Genomic DNA, 23,005 nt, shown 5'->3' with positions numbered 1-23,005 from the left:
TCGTTTTCTTCCCCTTTCATCGACCCCGTGACACGGCGCGCGACGCGCGCCGTGCGGCGGCGCTCGTCCCTCGATTCAACGACGCATCGACCCGACATCATGACTGACCGACACCTTTCCCCCGTTCCCTCCGACGCTGCGCGCTGGCAATTCTGGATCGACCGCGGCGGCACCTTCACCGACATCGTTGCGCGCCGGCCCGACGGCACGCTCGTCACGCACAAGCTGCTGTCGGAGAACCCCGAGCAGTATCGCGATGCGGCCGTGGCCGGGATCCGCCACCTGCTCGGCCTCGCGGCCGGCGAGCCGATCACGCCCGAACGCGTCGACATGGTGAAGATGGGCACGACGGTCGCGACCAACGCGCTGCTCGAACGCAAGGGCGAACGCACCGCGCTCGCGACGACGCGCGGCTTTCGCGACGTGCTGCGCATCGCGTACCAGAACCGGCCGCGCCTGTTCGATCTCGACATCGTGCTGCCCGATGCGCTGTACGAGACCGTCGTCGAGATCGACGAACGCATCGGCGCGCACGGCGACATCGTCGTGCCGTTCGATGCGCAGGGTGCCGAGGCATCGCTGCGCCGCGTGTTCGACTCGGGCGTTCGGGCGCTTGCGATCGTGCTGATCCACGGCTATCGCTACACCGCGCACGAACGTGCGCTGGCGGACCTGGCGCGCCGCATCGGCTTCACGCAGGTCTCGGTGTCGCACGAGGTGTCGCCGCTGATGAAGATGGTGTCGCGCGGCGATACGACCGTGGTCGACGCGTACCTGTCGCCGATCCTGCGCCGCTATGTCGAGCAGGTCGCGCACGAGATGCCGGGCGTGAACCTGCAGTTCATGCAGAGCAGCGGCGGGTTGACCCGCGCCGACGCGTTCCAGGGCAAGGACGCGATCCTGTCGGGCCCGGCCGGCGGCATCGTCGGGATGGTGCGCGCCGCGCAGGCGGCCGGCTTCGAGCGCGTGATCGGCTTCGACATGGGCGGCACGTCGACCGACGTGTCGCACTACCACGGCGAGTTCGAGCGCGTGTTCGAGACGCAGGTGGCCGGCGTGCGGATGCGTGCGCCGATGATGAGCATCCATACGGTTGCGGCCGGCGGCGGCTCGGTGCTCGGCTTCGACGGCGCGCGGCTGCGCGTCGGGCCCGAATCGGCCGGCGCGAACCCGGGGCCGGCCGCCTACCGGCGCGGCGGCCCGCTGACGGTGACCGACTGCAACGTGATGCTCGGCAAGATCCAGCCCGATCATTTCCCGCGCGTGTTCGGCCCGCATGCGAACGAGCCGCTCGACCGCGACGGCGTGGCTGCGAAGTTCGCGGCGCTCGCCGACGAGATCCACGCGGCGACCGGGCGGCGCGAGACGCCCGAGGCGCTGGCCGAAGGCTTCCTGGAAATCGCGATCGGCAGCATGGCGAACGCGATCAAGAAGATTTCCGTGCAGCGCGGCCACGACGTGTCGCGCTACGTGCTGACGACGTTCGGCGGTGCAGGCGGCCAGCACGCATGCGGCGTGGCCGACGCGCTCGGGATGACGCAGGTGTTCGCGCATCCGCTCGCGGGCGTGCTGTCCGCGTACGGGATGGGCCTCGCCGACCAGACGGCGATGCGCGAGCGCGCGGTCGAGGCCGTGCTGTCCGACGCGTCGTTGCCGGCGCTGAATGCCGCGCTCGACCGGCTGGCCGACGAGGCCGCCGGCGCGCTGCTCGAACAGGGTGTGCCGCCGGAGCGGATCGCGACCGAGCGGCGCGTGCATCTGCGCTACCAGGGCACCGATTCGGCGCTCGACGTGCCGGCCGGCAGCGTGGCCGCGATGCAGCAGGCGTTCGAGGCCGCGTACCGGCAACGCTACGCATTCCTGATGCCCGGCACGCCGCTCGTCGCCGAGCTCGCGTCGGTCGAGGCGATCGGCCGCTCCGACGCGCCGGTGGAGATCGCGCCGCTCGCGCCGCGCGGCGCCGGCGACGATGCCGCACTGCGCGCGCATTCCGCGGTGCGCTTTTATTCCAGCGGCCAATGGCGCGACGCGGCGCTCTACGTGCGCGACACGCTGCTGGCGGGCGACGCGATCGACGGCCCGGCGATCGTCGCCGAGAAGAACGGCACGACCGTCGTCGAGCCCGGCTGGCGCGCGCAGATGACCGCGCAGGGCAACCTCGTGCTGACGCGCACGACGCCGCTGCCGACGCGCCGCTCGCTCGGCACCGACGCCGACCCGGTGCGGCTCGAGATCTTCAACAACCTGTTCATGTCGATCGCGGAGCAGATGGGGCTGCGGCTGCAGAACACCGCGTACTCGGTGAACATCAAGGAGCGCCTCGACTTCTCGTGCGCGATCTTCGACGGCGACGGCAACCTGATCGCGAACGCGCCGCACATGCCGGTGCACCTCGGCTCGATGGGCGAGAGCATCCGCACGGTGATCGAGCGCAACCGCGGCCGCATGCGCGACGGCGACGTGTTCATGCTGAACGACCCGTATCACGGCGGCACGCACCTGCCGGACGTGACCGTCATCACGCCGGTGTTCGCGGACGGCTCGGCCACGCCGCTGTTCTACGTCGGCTCGCGCGGCCACCACGCGGACATCGGCGGCACGACGCCGGGCTCGATGCCGCCCGATTCGACGCATATCGACGAGGAGGGCGTGCTGATCGACAACTGGCAGCTCGTGTCGGCCGGCACGCTGCGCGATGCTCAAACCCGCGCGCTGCTTGCGTCGGGCCGCTACCCGGCGCGCAACGTCGAGCAGAACATGGCCGACCTGCGCGCGCAGGTCGCCGCGAACCAGAAGGGCGTCGACGAGCTGCGCCGGATGGTCGCGCAGTTCGGCCGCGATGTCGTGCTCGCGTTCATGGGGCACGTGCAGGACAACGCGGAAGAAGCCGTGCGGCGCGTGATCGGCGCGCTGCAGGACGGCGCGTACCGCTACCCGCTCGACAACGGCGCGGAGATCCGCGTCGCGATTCGCGTCGACCGGGCGGCGCGGCGCGCGGAGATCGATTTCACGGGCACGTCCGCGCAGCTCGACAACAACTTCAACGCGCCGAAGGCCGTGTGCATGGCCGCCGTGCTGTACGTGTTCCGCACGCTGGTCGGCGACGACATCCCGCTGAACGCCGGCTGCCTGAAGCCGCTCACGGTGATCGTGCCGCCTCGCTCGATGCTGAACCCCGAATATCCGGCGGCGGTCGTGTCGGGCAACGTCGAGACGTCGTCGGCCATCACCAACGCGCTGTACGGCGCGCTCGGCTGCGTCGCGTCGAGCCAGGGAACGATGAATAACTTCACATTCGGCAACGATCGCTACCAGTACTACGAGACGATTGCGGGCGGCAGCGGTGCCGGCGACGGCTTCGCGGGCGTCGGCGCGGTGCAGACGCACATGACGAACTCGCGGCTCACCGATCCGGAGGTGCTCGAATGGCGTTACCCGGTGCGGCTCGACTCGCACCGGATCCGCGCCGGGTCGGGCGGCGGCGGGCGCTGGCGCGGCGGCGACGGCGCGGTGCGGCGGATCCGCTTCCTCGAGCCGATGACCGCGTCGATCCTGTCGAACAACCGGATCCACGCACCGTTCGGCGCGGCGGGCGGCGACGCGGGCGCGCTTGGCCGCAACACGATCGAGCGCGCGGACGGCACGGTCGAGGCGCTCGACCATATCGGCCGCGCGCAGATGGCGCCGGGCGACGTGTTCGTCGTCGAGACGCCGGGCGGCGGCGGATACGGCACGGCAAGCTGAGTTGCGCGACCGGCGCGGGCGGCCATGGAGGGCGCCTGCACGGGCGTGCGGCGGAATTGCAACGGACTGTGGAATAAAGCCGCGCATTAACGCACGAACGGAATCAAAAAATGACGGAAAGTCGGGCCGCCGGCATGCGATCCGACCCTGTCGCCACGGGCCGGCCACAGCGCTGTCCCCGTATTCTGGAATCACCCGCAAACGCCCGCCCGGCGGGGCATTCAGCCTGTCCCGCCCGGCCTGTTGCGCACGGCCGCATCCGCGATTGCGCAGGCTGCCAATCATGAAAAATCCGGCTTGCCAATCGAGTCCCGATTCCTTGACACTCGGTTCTAAATGTGAGTGCCAAATCTGATCGTCATTTGATAAGATGGCTCTCATCATTCGTTAGGCAGAACCTGCGCGCATGACGCGCGAACGCCGGTCGCATTAGCTGGAAACAAGTACGGGACGAGGCCCATTCACGGCAATCACGATTGCCCTGCCGGGAGCGCGCGACGCGCGGCCTGGAGGGGCGGCCGGCCGGCTCGCCTCCGTCTACACTGTGCGTTTTTTCTGGATCGGGGCGTCTCCATGGATGACGAAAACGATAGCGCGGTGCTCGAGGCGCATGTCGGTACGCGCAGCCCCTGCTGGCGTCTCGGCAGCGACAGCAATGCCCTCGAACTGGCGGCCGTCCGCGGCCTGACCAACGTCGCCGTCGCACTGACGGGCGAACAGGCCGAGCGCATCCGCGCGCTGACCGGCGTGACGTCGCACCTCGTGCTCGACATCACGCTGTTCGGCGAACCGGTCAGGCTCCATCTCGTCGGCAGGAAGGTCGACACGACGAACTGGGCCGGCACGGCGTCCGCCTATTCCGATGCCGAATCCGTCGCGGTCGATCTCGCGCACGGGCTCGCGTTTGCCGAGCAGGTCGTGTCCGAAGTGAATTCGCTCGTGGTGATCCTCGACCGCAACGGGAGGGTGCAGCGCTTCAACCACCTGTGCGAGGAAGTGACGGGCAAGCGCGAGGTCGACGTGATCGGCCGCAGTGCGTTCGAGCTGTTCATGAGTCCGGAGCAGGGCGCGCAGTCGCGCACCAACATCACGGGCTTTTTCGCGAGCAACCACTCGTTCGCGGTCGAGCGCTACATCAACACGGTCAACGGGCCGCGCCTGTTCCAGTTCCGCAACAAGTTCGTGCAGAGCGGCAGCGGCGTCGACGAGCAGTTCCTGATCTGCTCGGGCATCGACATCACCGAGGAGCGCAGCGCGCAGCAGCGGCTCATCGAGCTCGCGAACACCGACGTGCTCACCGGGCTGCCGAACCGCCATGCGATCAGCGAGCGCATCCACGCGGCGATCGCCGCGGAGACCGCCGCGTCGCGCGGGCAGGTCGGCATCCTGTTCCTCGATCTCGACAACTTCAAGCGCGTCAACGATCACTACGGGCACATCACCGGCGACCGGCTGCTGCAGGACGTGTCGACGATCATCAGCGGCTGCCTGCCGTCCGGCGCGACGCTCGCGCGGCTCGGCGGCGACGAATTCCTCGTGCTGTTCGAGCACGGCACGCGGCCGCTGCTCGAGGCGACCGCGCAGATCATTCTCGAACGGCTGCGCACGCCGATCCATCTCGGGCTGATGGAGGTCTACACGAGCTGCTCGATCGGCATCGCGATGCATCCGCAGCACGGCGATTCGCTCGAGACGCTGATCCGCAGCGCGGATACCGCGATGTACGTCGCGAAGGAAGAGGGCAAGCATACGTACCGCGTGTTTTCGCTGGAGATGAACCAGAAGGTCGCGAAGTACATGTGGCTCGACACGAACCTGCGCAAGGCGCTCGAAGAGGAGCAGTTCGTGCTGCACTACCAGCCGGTCGTCGATATCGCGACCGGCGACGTGCACGGCGTCGAGGCGCTGATCCGCTGGCAGTCGCCCGACCGCGGGCTCGTCGCGCCGATCGAGTTCATCCGCTTCGCGGAGGAGTCGGGCCTGATCGCACCGCTCGGGCGCTGGGTGATGCGCACCGCGGCCGCGCAGGCCGCCGCGTGGAAGGCGAAGGGGCTCTGCATCCGGATCGCGGTGAACGTGTCCGCGCGGCAGTTGCAGGACATGAACATCGTGCACCAGATGGCGTCGATCCTCGACGCCGCGGGGCTGAAGCCCGGCCTGCTCGACATCGAGCTGACCGAGAGCTGCTTCATCGAGGACGAGGATTCGGCGAACGGGCTGATGCGGCAGTTCCGCCAGCTCGGCGCGGAGATCCATCTCGACGATTTCGGCACCGGCTATTCGTCGCTGTCGCAGTTGTCGCGCCTGCCGCTCGACGCGATCAAGCTCGACCGCAGCTTCATCACGGGCATCGACCGCAATCCGCGCTCGCAGGCGCTGGTGCGCTCGGTCGTGTCGCTCGCGAAGGCGCTGAATTTCGCGGTGATCGCCGAAGGCGTCGAAACGCATGCGGAAGCCGAATTCCTCAAGCAGCTCGACGTCGGTCACGCGCAGGGCTACTACTACGCGCGCCCGATGCCGGCACCGGCATTCGAGGCCTGGCTCGCGGAGACGAGGAAGCTCAGGCTGATCGCCTGAGCTTCGTTCAAGAACAGGCGCCGCCGGCAAGCGGCGGCGCCCGTCGCGTTACACCGTGCGCAGCTTCGACACGCGCCGGTTCTGCAGCATCACGAGGCGTTCCATATACGCGAGATCCTTAGGCTCGATCGTGAACGCCGCATGCACCCAGGCTTCCGTGATGTCCATCAGCTCGGAGCGCGACAGCTGGAACACCCGCTCGCGCGCGCGCAGCATCGCGCGCACGCCGTTCAGCTTCGGCTTCATCACGTCGATGAAGGTGCGCGTCGCGAGATACGCGTCGCCCGCGTCGAACGTCTCGTCGATCAGGCCGCGATCCTCGTACCACTCGGCCGCGTGCGCTTCACCGGTCGCGATCAGTTGCTCCGCGAGACCCCGATCGGCCTTGCGCGCGACGAGCGAATAGCCGCCCATGCCCGGGAACAGGTTGAACGCGATCTCGGGGAACCCGAGCTTCACGCCCTTCTGCGCGAGCATGTAGTGATGCGCGAGCGCGGCCTCGAAGCCGCCACCGAGCGCGCTGCCTTCGACCATCGCGATCGAGATCGACCCGGTGCCGAAGCCCGTGTAGATCTCGTACACGCCGTCGATGCACGAGCGCGCATAGGCCATCAGCAGGTCACGCTTGCCGCTGCGGATCGCGTCGACGAAAAAGCTCAGGTCGCCGCCGACGTTGAACAACTCGGGGACGAGCGAGCCCGTCACCCAGAAGTCGAACGGCAGGCCCGAGTCGCGTGCGACGCGCGCGAGATGGATGATGTCTGTAACGAGTTGCTGGTTGAAGCACGGCCGCGGCTCCGATCGCAGCATCATCCACATGACGTTACGTCCTTCTTCGTAAAAGGCAGTCAGTTGCGTGAGTTCGCCGGCTTCATAAAACGGGCGGCACGCGGGATGGGATTGGAGTTGCATGGTATGTCCTCGTGAGATGTGGTTTTCGAAGACCGTCGTGCCCGGCTCCGAGCGCGAGACGGGTGTCCCACAGGACGCCGTGCGCGAGGCATCGCCATTGTTGCGCGCACACAAAAGTCGAATTGCGGGGAACAACGCACGACCGGGACGCCGGTGCCGATCGGGTCCATGCGGACGGGGAAGGTGGCGGCGAGCGGGGCGTGCCGGTGTCGGGCGGCGGTGGCGGGTGCAACGGGCCGGGCGGGCAGGATCGGGAAGGTAGCCGGCGCAGGTTCGCTGCATTGCGCGACCGCGCGCAAACGGCCGATCCGGCGCGTAGCCGCCGGCGTTGCTCGCTTACACGCTGAAAGCGGTGCCGGGCTGCCGTGCGGCCCCCATGGAAGATGCGGACTGGCGCTGCGCTCGTGCGTCGATCAGTTTTTAAGGATCACGCAGCGTGTGGCGCCGGGCGTGCCGGGAGGGAACCATGACCACGTTTCAGAAGAGGTGGCAATTGCTCGTCGGAAAGCCGCTCGACCCGCTCGATCCGCGCACGCGGCATGCGATCGCCGTGACGCGGCTGCTGGCCTGGGCCGGGCTCGATGCCGACGGCCTGTCGTCGTCGTGCTACGGCCCGGAAGAAGCGTTCCTCGCGCGGGCGACGGCGGCTACCGTACTCGTCATCACGCTGGCCGGGAAGTTCACGGCGGGCGGGTGGCGCACGGTGCTCGTGACGAGCGCGGTGATCGCGCTGTGCTTCATGATCAACCGCCGCTACGCCTAGACGTGGGCGCAGCTCGCCAAGGAAGACGAACTGTTCTCGGGCAAGCCGCCCGAAGTCGACGAGGCCACCGCGCGGGCAAGCCCGATCCGTCTCAGCCGACAGCCGTGCTGCTGGTCGGCAAGCATCGTGGCGCGAGCATGCACGCGTTGCTGTGGCGCAACCAGCTGTTTCCCGGGCACTTCCGCAACGTGATCTTCCTCGCGGTCGGCGAAGTCGATGCGAAGGCGTACGACGGTCACGAACACCTCGAGCGGCTGCGGCACACGATCGCCGAAGCGCTCGATTGCTATGTTGCGCACTGCCGCCACCACGGTATCGCAGCCGACTACCGGATCGCGTTCGGCACGAATCCCGTCGTCGAATTCATGAACCTCGCGTCGTCGACGCTCGACGCGTATCCGAACGCCGTGTGCTTCGCGAGCAAGCTGATCTTCCGGTGCGTGAATTTCCTCACGGCCTGGCTGCACAACCCGACGCCCGTCGAGCGGCAGGCGCGGCTGCATGTCGAGGGCAAGCAGAGGGTGTTGCTGCCGATGAATGTCGGGTAGCGGTGCACGTCATGTTCCGCGCCAGATGACGACCAAGGGACATGACGATGCCGATCACGTTTCGGCCCTGCGCCGCACCCGATATCGTGATGTGGGGTGTGCAGGCGCGCATCGCGCATGCCGCCGGCCGGTTTCTTGTGCGGTGCAATTGCGCGATTACGGATGACGATGCGTATGCGAGCGTGACGAGCGTCGTGCGGGCCGGTGCAGCAGTTTGTCGCGCGTGCGGTCGCGACTGCGCCCGGCCGTGAAGAACAGCACCGCGAACACGAGCAGTGCGAGCAGCACGAGGATCTGGACGATACCGTTTTCCATGTCGCCTCCGGGATGTCGAGGGACGAAGGGCGCCGCGACCGGCCGTCAGCCGGCGGGCATGAGCGTGCCGGCGAGTAGCGTGTCGATGAAGCGCTTGGCCAGCGAGATCGAGATCCTGGCCGCATCCGCGTCGTTGCGGAACACGTGATGCTTCGGGGCGGGCAAGTACGCTTCGTGGCATCCGCCGGCACCGTGCCGGACCACGACGGTGAGCGGCTTGCATGGCGCACCGCGTTCGAGCCTTTCGCCGGCCACAGGGTCGACGAGCCGGACCGCGCGCATCCCGCCCTGGCGATAGGTCAGGCAGAGCGGCGAAGCCACGACGGCGCCCGCGGCAGGCGCCGGTCGTTCCGACCCCGCGCGGCGCGTGATCGGACGAATGGGCGCCGGGCCGTACTCACGTCAGCATCGGTATCGCTTCGATCAGCGCGATGCCGAGCAACGCACCGATCGCGGCGCCGATCAGTCTCGGATGCCACCGTAGATGCAGCGCCGTCAGCAGTGCGCCGAACAGGATCAGGCCCAGCAGCGTGAACGCGATCACGAGGTAACCCACTTCGAAGTCGCTATTGATGACCGCCATGATGCCTCCTTCCCCATGCTGGCGTGTCGTGTCCGGCAGGGCACATTCCGTCGACGTCGCACGCGAGGATGATCTGAATGAATTATATGTCGCGACGTGATGCAAAAAAGGCCCTCTCGCGCGGGATAGGGGGCGCAGGGGCGGCATGCCGGCGTGGCGAAGCGGGCGATGGACGCCTGGCGAGCTCGCTGCATCGCGCGGCCGGCTTGCCGCCGCGCGGCTTGACGCTCGCCGGCACGTCACCCACACTGGTTCGCACGACCGGCACGCGGCGTGCGAGCCGTCATGTGCGCGTCATGCGGATCGAACCGTCCGCGCCGGCGCGCGGCCCTGGCGCCCGGCAACGAGCGCGCGGAGAGCTTCGACGTGGTGCTTTTTCCTTCCCGATGGACTGGTCGCCTGCTCGCCTGTGTCATCGCGCTCGGCGTCGGCGCGGCCAAGGCCGATGTGCGCGACGCCGGCAACGCACTCGACACGGGCGGCGACGCGCCCGTCACGCTCGTCAGCGATGTCCACGAATTCGTGATCCAGCACGATGGTTCGCTCGACGAGCACGACGATTCGACGCTGCGCGCGAACAACGCGAACGGCATCGACGCGGTCGCGCAGCGCTACGTGTGGTTCGACAAGAATCTCGAGAAGGTGGACCTGCTCGCGGCCGAGACGATCGGCCGCGACGGTGTCGCGCATCCGGTCGGCGCGGACGGCATCCGCGACGTGCAGGAACCGCGTTCGGCCGGCGCACCGACGTTCCAGGACGGGCTGTTGCGCACCGTCGTGTTTCCTGGCGTCGAAGCCGGGTCGAGCACGCGCGTGGCGTTTCGCAAGACCCGCACGAAGCCGGTCAACCGCGGCTACTTCGGCTACACCGTGGAGCCGTCGCGCGAGCCGGTCGACAGCCAGCGGCTGATCTTCGACGTGCCGGCCGACATGCCGCTGTACGCGGAGGCGCGCGGCTACGTCGCGCTGCCGCCGGTTACCGCGAACGGCCGCACGCGCTACGAATTCGACTACCGGCACGGCCCGTACGACCGCATCGAGAGCGGCGCGGTCGGGTACCCGACCTACGGCGACCGGCTCGTCGTGTCGACGCTGCCCGACTACGCGGCGTTCGCCGCGCGCTACCGCAACGCGGCCGTCGATCCGGGCGCGGACGATCCGGCCGTCGCGCAGCTGGCGCGTGCGCTCACCGCGGGCGCTGCCGATCCGCGCGACAAGGCGCGCATCCTGTACGACTGGGTGCAGGCGAACATCCGCTACGTCGGGCTGTTTCTCGGCGAAACGGCCGCCGCGCCGCATCGCGTCACGGACATCCTGCGCAACCGCTACGGCGACTGCAAGGATCATGTCGCGCTGTTCGGCGCGCTGCTCGCGGCGGTCGGCATCCGCAGCGAACCGGTGCTGCTCAATCTCGGCTCCGTCTACACGCTGCCGTCGGTGCCGGGTTACGGCGGCGGTGCGATCAACCACGCGATCACGTGGCTGCCCGATCTCGAACGCTATGCGGATACGACGACGGCCGGCATCGCGTTCGGCTATCTGCCGCCGATCGTGATGGACCGTCCCGCGCTGCTCGTCGACACGGGCGTGCTGTCGCGCACGCCGGCCACGCAGCCGCGCGGCCGCATCGCGCGGGTCGAGATCGATGCGGCCGGGCCGGGGGGCACGCGTTTTCACGCGTACATCGAGGACGACGGCTGGACGGCCGAACTCGAGCGCAACCTGTTTCGCCGCGCGACGCCCGACCTCGTCGCGCAGCTCGCGAACAACCGTCTGCGGCAAAGCGGCTTGCGCGGCCGCGCACAACTGTCGACCAGCGACCGGCGCGTGACCGGCGGGCCGTTCGACGTGACGTTCTCGGGTACGCTCGATCATTTCGTGTGGCCCGACGGCACGACTGCGTTGCCCGCGCTGTCGAGCCTGACGGGCGGCATCGCGACGCAGGTCGAGAGCTGGCTGGCCGAACCCGTGCGCACGCAGCCGTGGGGCTGCATCGGCGGCACGTTCGACGAGACCGGCCAGATCGCACTGCCGGCCGACGTCGCGGTGACCGACCTGCCGGCCGATACGGCCGTGCACGACCGCTTCGTCGACTTCACGTCGCATTACGTATTCGACGCGGCCGCGCGCGTCGTGCAGGTCACGCGGCGGATGACGGCGGCGTTCGGCCGTCAGGTGTGTACGCCGGACGAATTCACGGCACTGCGCGCGTCGCTCGAACGGATCGAACGCGACACGCAGGCGCAGATCGTCGTGCGGGCGAAAGGGCGTTGAACGGGCAGGGGAAGTGAGCGCGTCGATGTCGTCGGTCGACGCGCAGGAGGGACATCATGACGGAACGGGATCACGAGATCGCCGATCTCTCGAAGGAACTGCTGGGCCGGATCGTGCAGGGCACCATCGCCAGCGGTGCGGTCGTGGATATGGAGCAGTGCGCGGCGCTTGCCGTGCAGTGCGCGACGGCGCTGATCGACAAGCTGGAAGCGCGCAACGGTTGAGCGCTGCCATCAATCGAGGCGGCGATTTGAGCGACGCTTGGCGGCTGCGGCCGGTATCACACGTAAAGCGTGACGCGCGACACGTCACGCATTACGCGTCGACACGCACCTCGCCGTCCGCGCGCATGGCGCCCGGCGGCTTGCCCACCACGCGCTTGAACGCGCGGCTGAATGCGGCGAGCGACCCGTAGCCGAGCCGGTACGCGACGGCCTCGATCGTCTCGTGATCGCGCGTGATCCATTGCGCGGCGAGCCGCATCCGCAGCTCGGTCAGGTAGCGCACCGGCGTCATCCCGGTGGCCGCGAGAAAGCGTTCGGCGAATACCGAGCGCGACACGCCTGCTTCGGTCGCGAGTTCCGCCACGCTCCAGTTGCGGCCCGGGTCGCGATGCAGCGCGACGATCGCGCGGCCGAGCTTCGGCTCGCGCAGCGCCTGCACCCAGCCCGTCGCGTCGCCGCATCCGCACTCGACCCAGCCGCGCACGATGAACGCCGCGACCACATCCGCGAGCCGCGCAAGGATGCCCGCGAAGCCCGCGCGCGCCGAGCACGCTTCGCGCTCCATCGCGTCGAGCATCGGGCGGATTTCCGGGTAGCGCGCGAGCAGCGTGCCGACGTGCATGAACTCCGGCATCGTGCCGACGAGCGGCTGCATGCCGCCGAGATCGAGCTCCATGCACGCGCTGAAGATCAGCGCATCGCCGGCCCCCGGCTCGGTCGTCGCGCAACTGGCGGGCGACGCACCGGCCGACGCCACCGACGCCACCGTATCGCAGATCTTCGCGACCTCGAAGCCGTTGATCTCGCGGCACGGCGCATCGGGGTCCGACACCAGCGCATGCATGCCGCCGTGCGGCAGCAGGATCGCGTCGCCGGCCTCGAGCCGCATCGTGTCGCCCGATGCGTCGCGGAGCAGCACGGGCCCGCGCCCGACGAAATGGAACTGCGCGCGGCCCGTCTCTTGGCCGAAATTCAGCCCGAACGGCCGCGCGACCTGGATGCGGCGGTACTGGACGCCGCTCAGGCGCATCCCCAGCAGCAACTCGCTGACGAGGTCGTGCACGTCGGGGATGGGCGGAAGCAGGGGCTCGGACATATCGAGATTCGGACGATCGATCAACAAGAACGGATTGTATGTCATAGACCGTCCTGCCGTGGTTCCTTACGATACGCCGTCATCAGTATTTTCCCTAACCGACACGGAACCACGCATGAATCCCGGAATTTCCTCGGCCGCCTCGACGGCGGCCCCCCGCGAACCGGCCTGGGGTGCGGTATTCGCGATGACGCTCGGCGTCTTCGGGCTCGTCACGGCGGAATTCCTGCCCGCGAGCCTGCTGACGCCGATGGCCGACAGTCTCGGCGTGACCGAAGGCGTGGCCGGGCAGGCCGTCACGGCCACCGCGACGGTCGCGCTCGTCACGAGCCTGCTGATCTCGGCGCTGACGCGCACGATCGACCGGCGGCGCGTGCTGCTCGTGTTCTCGGTGCTGCTCGTCGCATCGAATCTGGCGGTCGCGTTCGCACCCAACCTGACGATGCTGCTGATCGGCCGCGTCGTGCTCGGCATCGCGCTCGGCGGCTTCTGGACGATGGCGACGGCCACCGCGATGCGGCTCGTGCCGACGGCGATGGTGCCGCGCGCACTGTCGATCATCTTCAGCGGCGTGGCGGTCGCGACGATCGCGTCCGCGCCGATGGGCAGCTACTTCGGTCACCTGATCGGCTGGCGCAACGTGTTCCTGATCGCGGCCGTGCTCGGCGGCATCGCGTTCGTGTCGCAGGTCGTCACGCTGCCGTCGATGCCGCCGAGCGGCACGACGCGGCTGCGCACGCTGATCGACGTGCTGCGCCGGCCGACCGTCGGCCTCGGGATGTTCGCGACGATCCTCGTGTTCACCGGGCATTTCGCGTTCTTCACGTACCTGCGGCCGTTCCTCGAACAGGTCGCGGGCGTCGGCGTGAACGGGTTGTCGGCGATCCTGCTCGGCTACGGCATCGCGAACTTCGTCGGCACGTCGCTCGCGGGCCGCGTGCTCGAACACCGGTTGCGGCCGATGCTGATCGGGATGCCCGCGCTGATGGTCGTGCTCGGCATCGCGCTCGTCGTGCTCGGCCGCGCGCCGATGGTCGATGCGGTGCTCGTCGCGTTGTGGGGGATGGCGTTCGGCGGCGTGCCTGTCGCGTGGTCGACGTGGGTCACGCGCACCGTGCCCGATGAGGTCGAGAGCGCGGGCGGGCTGATCGTCGCGGCGATCCAGCTCGCGATCGCGACGGGCGCGGCGGCCGGCGGCGTCGTGTTCGATGCAAACGGGGCGGCCGGCGTGTTCGTTGCGGCAGCCGTCGTGCTGGCCGTCGCGGTCGCGACGATCGTGACCGGCGTGCCGAAGCGTGTCGGCGTGGTGTCCGCGCTGGCGGAATGACTTGCAGCGGCGGGCCGCCCGGCCCGCCGCTCAGCGCACCGGTTTCGGGAAGCGCTTGGTTCGATGCAAGGTCTGGGAAAAGCCCGGCGACCTGTGATGGTCCTCCTCGTGGCCGGCCCGCCCCGTACCACGACCAAACGCGCGTCAGCCGCCTTGCCTGACCATCTCCGCCAGCGTCTTCATCGCCTGCAGGTACGGATACGGCCCGTGACTGATGCGGGCCACGCCGTATTCCGCGAAGTCGGCGAGCGTCGGCGTTTCCGCGACGCGCATCACGTTTACCGGTAGCGGCGACGCGGCCGTCAGCGTGCGGATGAGCGCGGGAGCGCGCAGCCCGGGCACGAACAGGCCGTCGGCACCGGCCGCAGCATACGCGCGTGCGCGGGCCAGCGTCGCGTCGAGCAGGCGCTCGTCGTGCGTGTCGGCCGGCGCCTTGAAGAACACGTCGGTGCGCGCGTTGATGAAGTAGTCGGCGCCCGCGCGATCGGCCGCCTGTCGTGCTGCTGCGAGACGGGCGGCCGCTTCATCGACGTCGCGCAATTCGCCCGTCGCCGGGAAGCTGTCTTCGAGATTGCAGCCGATCGCGCCGGCTTCGATGCTGAGCGCGATCGTCTCGGCCACATCCTCCGGCTGCTCGCCGTACCCGCTTTCGAGATCGACGGTGACGGGCAGGTCCGTGGCACGCGCGATCCGCTCGAGCACTTCCATCATGAGCGCGCGCGGCATCTGCTCGCCGTCGACGAAACCGTTGGCTGCCGCGACCGACCAGCTGCCGGTGGCCAGCGCGACTGCGCCTGCGTCGGCCGCCGTGCGCGCGCTGCCGGCGTCCCACACGTTGAACAGCGCCAGCGGCTGGCCCGCGCGGTGAAGCGACCGGAAATACGCGCCCTTCTCGTTGTTGCCCATGCTCGTCCCTCCTTGTGAATATCGGATCGGTTGTCGTGCCGAGCGATATTGCCACCGAATCGGGCGCCGCGAGGGATTCGTCCGATGACAACTGACAAGGCATGGCAGGAGTCGAGCGACCTGCCGCGCGCAGGCTCAGTCACGCGCGGCCGGATCGACCGACAGCGCGCGCAGCTGGCCGCGCAACTGATCGACTTCCCCCGGCGCGAACGGCCGTTCGATCTCGGTGTGAGTCTGCTGCCACAGTGGAAACGCTTCGGCCAGCAGGTCCTGGCCGGCCGGCGTCAGTTCGAGCAGGCGGCTGCGCCGGTCGTCCGGATCCTGCATGATCGTGACGAGGCCGCGCCGCTCGAGCGGCTTGAGCGCGGCCGTGAGCGTGGTGCGGTCCATCGCGAGCAGCGCCGCGACCGATTTCATCGGCGCCGGCCGGGGCCGGTTCAGCGACATCAGCAGCGAAAACTGGCCGTTGGTGAGATCCAGCGGGCGCAGCACGTCGTCGAAGATCCGCGCAAGATTGCGCGCCGCGCGCTGCATGTGCAGGCACAGGCAGCAATCGCGCACCATCAGCGTCGTTTCGAAAGGGAGCTTTTCTTTTCGTGCCATGTTACAATTGTGTTGATATCAACCTATCTTGTCAAGGTCGGGGCGCGGCAGCCCGTCGCGTCCGTCATCGGAGGAGACAGCATGAGTGCTCAACAGCAGTTGTATCTCGCGGTATTTCTCGGGACCAAGGATAGCCCCGCCATGAAGGCGTGGATGGCGCTGCCGGAAGAGGCGCGCCGCGCGCGCGAGCGCGACGGCATCGCCGCATGGCATGCATGGGTCGACCGGCATCGCGATGCAATCGTCGAGATGGGCGGGCCGCTCGGCAAGACGAAGACCATCGATGCCGCCGGCGTCACGGACACGGCGAACGCGATGAGCGGCTTTACCGTCGTGCGGGCGGCCTCGCACGAAGCCGCGGCCGCGCTGTTCGAGGGCCATCCGCATTTCACGCTGTTTCCCGGCGTGGCGATCGACGTGATGCCGGTGCTGGCGATTCCCGGCGCGTGAACGACGAGCGAGGCCAGGCGTCGTGTATCGGCGACGCGCGGTAGCCGACATGCGGACGTTTTCCCGACATTCTGGATGGAGACTGGCGATGAAGCTTTACGGATTTGCCGGCACCCGCTCGCAACGCGCGCTGTGGGGGCTGAAAGAGCTGGATGCCGATTTCGAGTTCATCTCGGTGAACCTGCTCCAGGGCGAGCACAAGCGGCCCGAATTCCTGCGCCTCAATCCGGCCGGCAAGGTGCCCGTGCTGGTGGACGGCGATCTCGTGATTCCCGAATCGGCCGCGATCGTGCTGTATCTCGCGGACAAGTACCCGGAGAAGGCGCTGCTGCCGGTCGATCCGGCGCTGCGCGCGCAGGCCTATCGGTGGGTCATGTTCGCGGTGACGGAGCTCGAGCAGCCGCTGTGGCGGATCACGCGGCACTCGTTCATCTATCCGCCGGAGAAGCGTTCGCCGGCCGATATCGAGCTGGCGCGCGAGGATTTCAAGACGATGGCCGCGATCCTCGACAAGCATCTCGAAGGGCGCGAGTTCATCGTCGGCGACACGCTGACGGTGGCCGATTGCGTGACGGCTTACCTGATCGACTGGGCGGGCGAGTGCAACCTGATCGAACCGTTCCCGCAATTGCGTGCTTATCTCGAACGGTTGTATGCGCGGCCGAAGGCGCCGCAGCGGATCGCGGACGCGCGCAAGGCGGCGTGAACGGGCGGCAGCCGGTCATGCGTTGCATCGGCATGGCCGACCGCTGCGTGTGCGCAGTCGGCGAGCGGCAGTCTCGCCGCGTTTCAGGATGGTGAAGCGTGCGTCGCGAACGCGGCGCACGCAGGTGCTCACACCACGTCGTCAGGCCCGCCGAGCATGCGACACAGCATCGACAGGTCGCTGAGCGTGACGTGCGGCGTCGCGGCCTGCTGCTGCACACGCTCCGCTTCCGGATGCGTATCGCGCACCACCCACGCTGCCTGAAGCCCCGCGTTCAATGCGCCGACGATATCGAGGTGGTAGTCGTCGCCGACATGCAGCAATTCCGCCGGCCGCACATCGAGCGTCTCCGCCGCGGCATGAAATATCCCGGGCTCAGGCTTCGCGACGCCGAACACCTGCGCGCTGAGCGTCGTACGAAAGAATTCGCCGCCGCCGGTCAGCCGGAGATCCGCGTTGCCGTTGGTCACCGCGATCAACGGAAACCTCGCGCTCAACCACGCGAGCGCCGGCAACGCATCTTCATAGAATTCGACCCGGTTGCGCGCGGCAAAGAAGGCCGCGTACGCACGCTCGGTGAGCGCGACGTTTTCGTTCGCACGTTCCAGCGCAAGCCGGATCGATCCGATTCTCATTGCACGGAAGTCACCAGCGAGCTCGGGGCACAATCGTTCGTATTCCTCACGCAAATCGCTCAGTGCCTGCTGCGTGGGCAGCACACTCTCGGTACCGGGCGCGTGCTCGATCAGCCACGTGCGAAGCTCCCCTTCGGCCCGTACCACGGACGGCCCGAACGGCCACAGGGTGTCGTCCAGGTCGAATGAGAGGGCGGAAACTTTGGTGAGACGCATGGCGATTGACGGGGAGTTTCGTTTACCAGGGCCACGGAATGGAGATTCCGGTGCCATTTTCCAGAGCCTGCCGATACAGGAAGCGTGCGACGGTCAGGTCCTGAAGCGCGAGCCCGGTCATGTCGAAGACGGTGATCTCGTGCGGCGCACGGTCGACCGACGCGGTTCCGGCGAGGATGTCACCGATTTCCGTGCGTGGCAAATCCGGTGCCCACTGGCACTCGCCGATGCTGCGCGCCTGATCGTGATCGTCCACGACAATCCGCGCGCGTTCCAGCACGCCTGCCGGCAGCTCCCGCTTGCCGGCGGTGTCGGCGCCGACGCAGGTCAGGTGGGTGCCCGGCTGGACCGCATCCGCGTCGAACAGCGCGCCGCCGCCAGGCGTTGCCGTGATGACCACGTCGCTATCGGCCACCGCGTTGTTCCGGTCGCGCGCGACGCCGATCGTGCATCGTTCCCGGAAGGCCGATTCGAACACCGGGTCGGGCTCGCCGCTGACGTTCACGTACTGCACGGTGCACCGTTGCGGCAGCAGCCCGAGCGCGTAATCGAGCTGGACGCGCGCCTGCACGCCCGTGCCGAACACGCAGATTCGCGCGCTGTCGCGACGCGCGAGCAGTTGCAGACCGAGGCCGCCGGCGGCGCCGGTTCGCGCGGTGGTGATCGCATTGCCGTCCATGATGCACAGCGGTCGGCCCGTGGCCGGGTCGAACAGCGCGACGGTGGCCTGATGCGGTTCGCCGCCGAGCCCGCGGTTGCCGGGCCAGAATCCGGCCGCCTTGAAACCGAGCAGATCCTGATTCGCGACATCGCCCGACTTGATGCCGAACACGCCGCCGGTGTGCAGTTTCTCGCGCACCACCGGGAACACGCGTCCGGCCCGTTGACTATGCAGCACGAAGGCTTCGCGAACGGCCGCCGTCACTTGCGCGGCCTGGAGGGCGGGCGCGACGGTATCGCGGTCGAGAAGCAGGAGTTGGGCGTCTGTCGGCATGTTCGGGCAAGCGCTTTCGGCGCCGGGCAAATCGGGGTTGTTTAAAGTTTGTCCATATTTGGACAAATAGTCAATTCGTCGAAGGGGCGACGCGGATGCGCGGTCGGGTTCACCACCCGTAGAAGCGCGGCCACGTCTGCGCGCCGCCGTCTTTGCCGATCGCCTGATATTCGGGATGTTGCGCACCGGTGGCGCACGCGTGATTCGGCAGGATGCGCAGGCGGGTGCCGATCGGAAACCGTTGCGCGATGCCGGCGTCGGGCGAGCCCGAGCACGACACGATCCCGTGCTCCTGGTTGGCGGCGCTCATCACGTAGTCGCCGAGCACGTCGCCGTGTTCGGTGCAGACCTGCCCGTAGCCGAAGTCGTGCGCCTGGCGCTGCGTGCCGCGGTCGCGGCTCATCGCCATCCAGCCTGCGTCGACGATCGCCCAGCCTTTTTCTTCCTGGTGCCCGATGACGGTGGTCAGCACCGACAGCGCGATGTCGGACAGATCGCACACGCCGATGTTGTGCATCACGAGATCGAACATCACGTACACGCCGGCGCGCACCTCGGTAACGCCGTCGAGGTTCTGCGCCGCGAGGGCGGTGGGTGTCGACCCGATGCTCACGACCGGGCAGGGCAGCCCGGCGGCCCGCAGGCGCTCCGCCGCCCGCACGGTGCGGCTGCGTTCCTGCTCGGCGATGGCCGCCAGCGCTTCGGGCGTGCTGTATTCGTAGCTGGAGCCCGCGTGCGCCAGCACCCCGCCGAGCACCATCCCGCCGTCGACCAGCGCGCGGCCCACGTCGATCAGCAAGTCGGCGTCGGGCGGAATCCCCGAGCGGTGGCCGTCGACGTCGACCTCGATCCACACTTCGAAGCGCTCGCCATGCGCGCGCCCGAATGCGGCGATCGCGTGCGCGGCCGGCAGGCTGTCGGCGAGCAGCTTCAGGTCGCAACCCTGCCGGCGCAGCGCGAGCGCCTGGCCCAGCTTCGCGGGCACCATGCCGACCGCGTAGACGATGTCGCGGATACCGTGCGCGAAGAACTGCTCGGCTTCCTTGAGCGTCGACACGGTGATGCCCTGCGCGCCAGCCGCGATCTGGGCATCGACGACGTGCGTGCACTTGGTGGTCTTGACGTGCGGCCGGAACCTGACGCCGAGCACGTCCAGATGCGCCTGCATGCGGTCGATGTTGTGACGCATGCGGCCGACGTCGATCAGGGCGGCCGGGGTGTTGAGGGTTTGAAGGTCCACGATGCGTTGCCTCGGAGGGTTGCAGATGAGAACACTGTAGAGGCGTCGACGGGCTGCGTGTTTAACGCATGGCTAATCTGGCATTAAACGCTGTTTAATCGACCGGATCGTGTGGACGCGTGGCGCGGCTCATGCCTTGGCGCGCCAAGGCGGCGGGCTCAGAAACCGCGTCGCGGCTTCGAGGAACACCCGTTGCCGCGCGGAACGGCCGGTGCGCGACGGCAGCAGTGCCGTTACCGGCGCGGGCGGCAGATTCCAGTCCGGCAGCAACCGGACGAGCTTGCCGCTTGCCAGCAGCGGCGCGACATCCCACTCCGAGCGTTCGACGATCCCGAGCCCCGCCAGCGCCCAATCGGTGATGACGGTGCCGTCGTTGGACGACAGCGCACCCGTGACGCGGATCACGGTAGACCGTCGCGGCTCGCCTTTGGCACCGCCGCGTGGCGAGAAGCGCCATCGCGGGATGTCCTCGTCGTTCTCGCGCAGGCACAGGCAGTCGTAGCGGGCCAGGTCGGACGGATGGTTCAGTTCCTTGATGCGACGCGCGTAGGCGGGGCTCGCGCACAGGAAGCGTTCGTTGGGCGCGAGCGGATACCCGATCCACGACGACGACTTGAGGCTGCCGACATGGACGACCACGTCGGCGCCCGACGCGCTGGTCAACGGGCTCTCCGACAGGTGGAGCGCGATGTCCAGCTTCGGATGCGCGCGTTGCACGTCGCGCACGATCCGCGCGACGTACTTTCTGCCGAAGCCGAGCGGGGCGACGACGCGCAGCGTGCCCTGCACGTCGCCGTGGTCGCCCGCAATGCTGACCGGCAACGCCTCTACGCGCTCGAGAATGTCGACGGCTTCCTGGTACAGCCGTTGCCCTTCGTCGGTCAACGTGATTCCTTTCGGTTGCCGCACGGCGAGCCGTGCGTTCAATCGCGCCTCCATCCGCTGCAGGCGGATCGTGACCGCGGGCGGCGTGAGATCGAGCAATCGCGCGGCAGAAGCCAGCGAGCGCGACGTGCCGATCGCGCGTACGAGTCGAAGGTCGTCGAGGTCGAGCATTTCATGTCTCTTAATGCTGAGTGTGTCGAGCATTAAACCTCACATCGGGACGCGAATCCATCGATGCGGCTTCGGATCGCGTTGGCAACGCATCGAACCGGATCGCATCGCCGCTTCGAGTGACGCGGCCCGCGACTCCACGCCCCGTTACCGGCCGAGCCCGAAAATCAGCGACCGGTGCGCGGCGACCCCGGCCATCACGCCCGACGCCGACGCGAACGTCGCGTTGGTCATCGGTGTCGACGCGTCGCCGGCCGCGAATACGCCGGCGACGCTCGTCTGCTTCCCCGCATCGACACGCACGACCGGGCCGAGCGGCCCGTCGTCGAATGTACAGCCGAGCTGCTGCGCGAGATCGCTCGCCATTGCCGTGCGGGCGCCGACGAACAGGGCATCGATCGCCACGACCTGCCCGTCGGCGAGCCGCAGCGCGTCGATACGCGGCGCATCGCCCAGGATCTCGACGACCGGCGACCGCTCGATGCGTACGCCGCGCGCATCGAGCAATGCGGCTTCCTCTTCATTCGCATCGACCACACCCTGCGTGAACCACGTCGTCGGGCCCCAGTCCGGAATCAGGATCGCCTGATGCACCGACAGCGGATGCGTGGCGAGCACGCCGAGCCGCTGGCCACTCACCTCGTACCCATGGCAATACGGGCAATGCAGCACGCTGACGCCCCAGCGCTCGGCGAGCCCCGGCAGCGCCGGCAGTTCGTCGCGGATGCCGGTCGCGAGGATCAGCCGGTCGGCGCTCGCACGGCTGCCGTCGGCGAGCGTCACGTGGAAGCGGCCGTCCGCATCGCGTTCGGCCGTGCGTACATCGCCTGCGATCCGCTGCACGGTCGGATACGCGGCGAGCTGCGCGGCGGCTTCGTCGACGATCTGCGCGGGCGGCTTGCCGTCCTGCCCGAAAAAGCCGTGTGCATGCGCGGCAAAGCGGTTGCGCGGCCGGCCGGCGTCGATCACGAGCACGCGGCGGCGCGCCCGCGCCAGCTGCATCGCGGCCGACAGCCCCGCAAAGCTGCCGCCGATCACGATCACTTCATGATGGTCATGCATGCACCCACTCCTTTCCTGAACTTGCGTGAATGACGGACGTGCTCCGATGGCGGCCAACTCATGAAACACGAGAAGTTGCATGATAGGGCGATGGTATCATTCATGCAACTTCAGAAGTTTCGAGAGAGAGGGCGCCGCCCGTGAGAACCGATAGCCGTTTGTCGCGCATGCTGCATGCGCTGATCCACCTGGACCAGGCCGACGGCCCGATGACGTCCGAAGCGATCGCGACGATGCTGTGCACGAACCCGGTCGTCGTGCGGCGCCTGCTCGGCGGCCTGCGCGACTGCGGCTACGTGCAGTCGGAGAAGGGGCATGGCGGCGGCTGGGCGCTGAGCGTCGCGCTCGACGACATCACGCTGCTCGACGTCTATCGCGCGGTGGGCGAGCCGCCGCTGTTCTCCGATCTCGTCACCGACGACGAGGCCGAATGCCTGGTCGAGCAGGCCGTCAACGCGCACCTGTCGGCCACGCTGAAGGAGGCCGAGACGACACTGCTCACCCGCTTCGGCGAAGTCACGCTCGGCATGCTGTCGCGCGATTTCGAAGCGAAGCACGCGAAGCGGCGCAAGCCGCGCTGACGCGCTGCAGCATCGCGGCCGGGCGCGCCTGACGGGCGATCCTGCTCGGCCGAAAACGCTGCGCCGCGATGTTCTGTCCCCCAACTTCTGCCCGGTTCGCCCGCCACAGGGCAAAATACGGGTTTTCCGCACCCGCGAGGGCGCGACCGAATCACGCGCCGGGCGGCGGCGGTGCGCAATCCGCACGCCGCCG

20 protein-coding genes and 1 pseudogene are annotated in these 23,005 nt (G+C 68.3%); 9 read left to right on the top strand and 12 right to left on the bottom strand.

The annotated features are described in order from the left end of the window. Positions 1 to 99: 99 nt before the first annotated feature. A complete protein-coding gene (locus tag G3N64_RS12795) occupies positions 100 to 3,744 on the top strand; it encodes a hydantoinase B/oxoprolinase family protein (RefSeq protein ID WP_205784287.1) in 3,645 nt (1,214 codons plus the stop codon). Between the two features lie 573 nt (positions 3,745 to 4,317). Beyond that, on the top strand, positions 4,318 to 6,321 hold the full coding sequence (pdeR, locus tag G3N64_RS12790) for a cyclic di-GMP phosphodiesterase (RefSeq protein WP_205784286.1): 2,004 nt from the start codon (positions 4,318 to 4,320) through the stop codon (positions 6,319 to 6,321). 48 nt (positions 6,322 to 6,369) lie between these two features. On the opposite strand, the gene G3N64_RS12785 is transcribed toward pdeR, so the two are convergent. Then, entirely contained in the window at positions 6,370 to 7,233 is an 864-nt protein-coding gene (locus G3N64_RS12785) for a crotonase/enoyl-CoA hydratase family protein (protein WP_205784285.1), read from the bottom strand. 646 nt (positions 7,234 to 7,879) lie between these two features. Here G3N64_RS12785 and G3N64_RS12780 point away from each other — a divergent pair. After that, positions 7,880 to 8,544: pseudogene (locus G3N64_RS12780) on the top strand (amino acid transporter); the annotation flags it as partial. Positions 8,545 to 8,700: 156 nt separating this feature from the next. On the opposite strand, the gene G3N64_RS12775 reads toward G3N64_RS12780, so the two are convergent. The 3 genes from G3N64_RS12775 to G3N64_RS12765 form a co-directional block, all read right to left on the bottom strand. After that, complete coding sequence (locus G3N64_RS12775) at positions 8,701 to 8,859, bottom strand: hypothetical protein (protein WP_205784284.1); 159 nt, start codon at positions 8,857 to 8,859, stop codon at positions 8,701 to 8,703. A gap of 45 nt (positions 8,860 to 8,904) precedes the next feature. Then, complete coding sequence (locus G3N64_RS12770; protein ID WP_205784283.1) at positions 8,905 to 9,180, bottom strand: hypothetical protein; 276 nt, start codon at positions 9,178 to 9,180, stop codon at positions 8,905 to 8,907. A 76-nt stretch (positions 9,181 to 9,256) separates the two neighbouring features. Then, entirely contained in the window at positions 9,257 to 9,442 is a 186-nt protein-coding gene (locus G3N64_RS12765) for a hypothetical protein (protein WP_205784282.1), read from the bottom strand. A gap of 366 nt (positions 9,443 to 9,808) precedes the next feature. Here G3N64_RS12765 and G3N64_RS12760 point away from each other — a divergent pair, with 366 nt between their 5' ends. Both G3N64_RS12760 and G3N64_RS12755 read left to right on the top strand, forming a co-directional pair. Continuing rightward, positions 9,809 to 11,716 carry a DUF3857 domain-containing protein gene (locus G3N64_RS12760; protein WP_205784281.1) on the top strand — a complete coding sequence of 636 codons (1,908 nt, stop codon included), beginning with the start codon at positions 9,809 to 9,811 and terminating at the stop codon, positions 11,714 to 11,716. 56 nt (positions 11,717 to 11,772) lie between these two features. Next, the gene (locus G3N64_RS12755) at positions 11,773 to 11,940 is read left to right on the top strand and encodes a hypothetical protein (protein ID WP_205784280.1); all 168 of its coding nucleotides are present in this window, start codon (positions 11,773 to 11,775) and stop codon (positions 11,938 to 11,940) included. Positions 11,941 to 12,031: 91 nt separating this feature from the next. Here G3N64_RS12755 and G3N64_RS12750 read toward each other — a convergent pair whose 3' ends face one another. Beyond that, positions 12,032 to 13,081, bottom strand: a complete 1,050-nt coding sequence (locus G3N64_RS12750) for an AraC family transcriptional regulator (protein ID WP_205784279.1) — start codon at positions 13,079 to 13,081, stop codon at positions 12,032 to 12,034. Between the two features lie 70 nt (positions 13,082 to 13,151). Between G3N64_RS12750 and G3N64_RS12745 the strand changes: the two genes are divergently transcribed. After that, entirely contained in the window at positions 13,152 to 14,363 is a 1,212-nt protein-coding gene (locus G3N64_RS12745; RefSeq protein WP_205784278.1) for an MFS transporter, read from the top strand. A 144-nt stretch (positions 14,364 to 14,507) separates the two neighbouring features. On the opposite strand, the gene G3N64_RS12740 is transcribed toward G3N64_RS12745, so the two are convergent. Together G3N64_RS12740 and G3N64_RS12735 are read right to left on the bottom strand one after the other, a co-directional pair. Continuing rightward, positions 14,508 to 15,269 carry an isocitrate lyase/phosphoenolpyruvate mutase family protein gene (locus G3N64_RS12740; protein ID WP_205784277.1) on the bottom strand — a complete coding sequence of 254 codons (762 nt, stop codon included), beginning with the start codon at positions 15,267 to 15,269 and terminating at the stop codon, positions 14,508 to 14,510. A 135-nt stretch (positions 15,270 to 15,404) separates the two neighbouring features. After that, on the bottom strand, positions 15,405 to 15,872 hold the full coding sequence (locus G3N64_RS12735) for a MarR family transcriptional regulator (protein WP_205784276.1): 468 nt from the start codon (positions 15,870 to 15,872) through the stop codon (positions 15,405 to 15,407). Positions 15,873 to 15,953: 81 nt separating this feature from the next. Between G3N64_RS12735 and G3N64_RS12730 the strand changes: the two genes are divergently transcribed. Continuing rightward, positions 15,954 to 16,322 (top strand): hypothetical protein, encoded by a 369-nt coding sequence (locus tag G3N64_RS12730; protein ID WP_205784275.1) that lies wholly within the window; start codon positions 15,954 to 15,956, stop codon positions 16,320 to 16,322. A gap of 88 nt (positions 16,323 to 16,410) precedes the next feature. Next, the gene (locus G3N64_RS12725) at positions 16,411 to 17,028 is read left to right on the top strand and encodes a glutathione S-transferase family protein (RefSeq protein WP_205784274.1); all 618 of its coding nucleotides are present in this window, start codon (positions 16,411 to 16,413) and stop codon (positions 17,026 to 17,028) included. Positions 17,029 to 17,156: 128 nt separating this feature from the next. Here G3N64_RS12725 and G3N64_RS12720 read toward each other — a convergent pair whose 3' ends face one another. From G3N64_RS12720 to G3N64_RS12700, 5 genes are all read right to left on the bottom strand, one after another. Then, positions 17,157 to 17,879 (bottom strand): HAD-IA family hydrolase, encoded by a 723-nt coding sequence (locus G3N64_RS12720; protein ID WP_205784307.1) that lies wholly within the window; start codon positions 17,877 to 17,879, stop codon positions 17,157 to 17,159. A gap of 22 nt (positions 17,880 to 17,901) precedes the next feature. After that, positions 17,902 to 18,873: an ornithine cyclodeaminase family protein gene (locus tag G3N64_RS12715; protein ID WP_205784306.1), complete on the bottom strand. Its 972-nt coding sequence runs from the start codon at positions 18,871 to 18,873 to the stop codon at positions 17,902 to 17,904. 109 nt (positions 18,874 to 18,982) lie between these two features. Further along, entirely contained in the window at positions 18,983 to 20,113 is a 1,131-nt protein-coding gene (locus tag G3N64_RS12710) for a DSD1 family PLP-dependent enzyme (protein WP_205784273.1), read from the bottom strand. A gap of 129 nt (positions 20,114 to 20,242) precedes the next feature. Further along, the gene (locus G3N64_RS12705; RefSeq protein ID WP_205784272.1) at positions 20,243 to 21,202 is read right to left on the bottom strand and encodes a LysR family transcriptional regulator; all 960 of its coding nucleotides are present in this window, start codon (positions 21,200 to 21,202) and stop codon (positions 20,243 to 20,245) included. A gap of 114 nt (positions 21,203 to 21,316) precedes the next feature. Then, entirely contained in the window at positions 21,317 to 22,231 is a 915-nt protein-coding gene (locus G3N64_RS12700) for an NAD(P)/FAD-dependent oxidoreductase (RefSeq protein ID WP_205784271.1), read from the bottom strand. Positions 22,232 to 22,371: 140 nt separating this feature from the next. Between G3N64_RS12700 and G3N64_RS12695 the strand changes: the two genes are divergently transcribed. Continuing rightward, a complete protein-coding gene (locus G3N64_RS12695) occupies positions 22,372 to 22,812 on the top strand; it encodes an Rrf2 family transcriptional regulator (protein WP_205784270.1) in 441 nt (146 codons plus the stop codon). The last annotated feature ends 193 nt before the right edge of the window (positions 22,813 to 23,005 follow it).

Origin of the sequence: Burkholderia sp. Ac-20344 (assembly GCF_017104975.1) — a bacterium.
In the GTDB taxonomy this organism is placed as follows: domain Bacteria; phylum Pseudomonadota; class Gammaproteobacteria; order Burkholderiales; family Burkholderiaceae; genus Burkholderia.
This window is presented reverse-complemented; position numbering and strand designations above follow the sequence as displayed.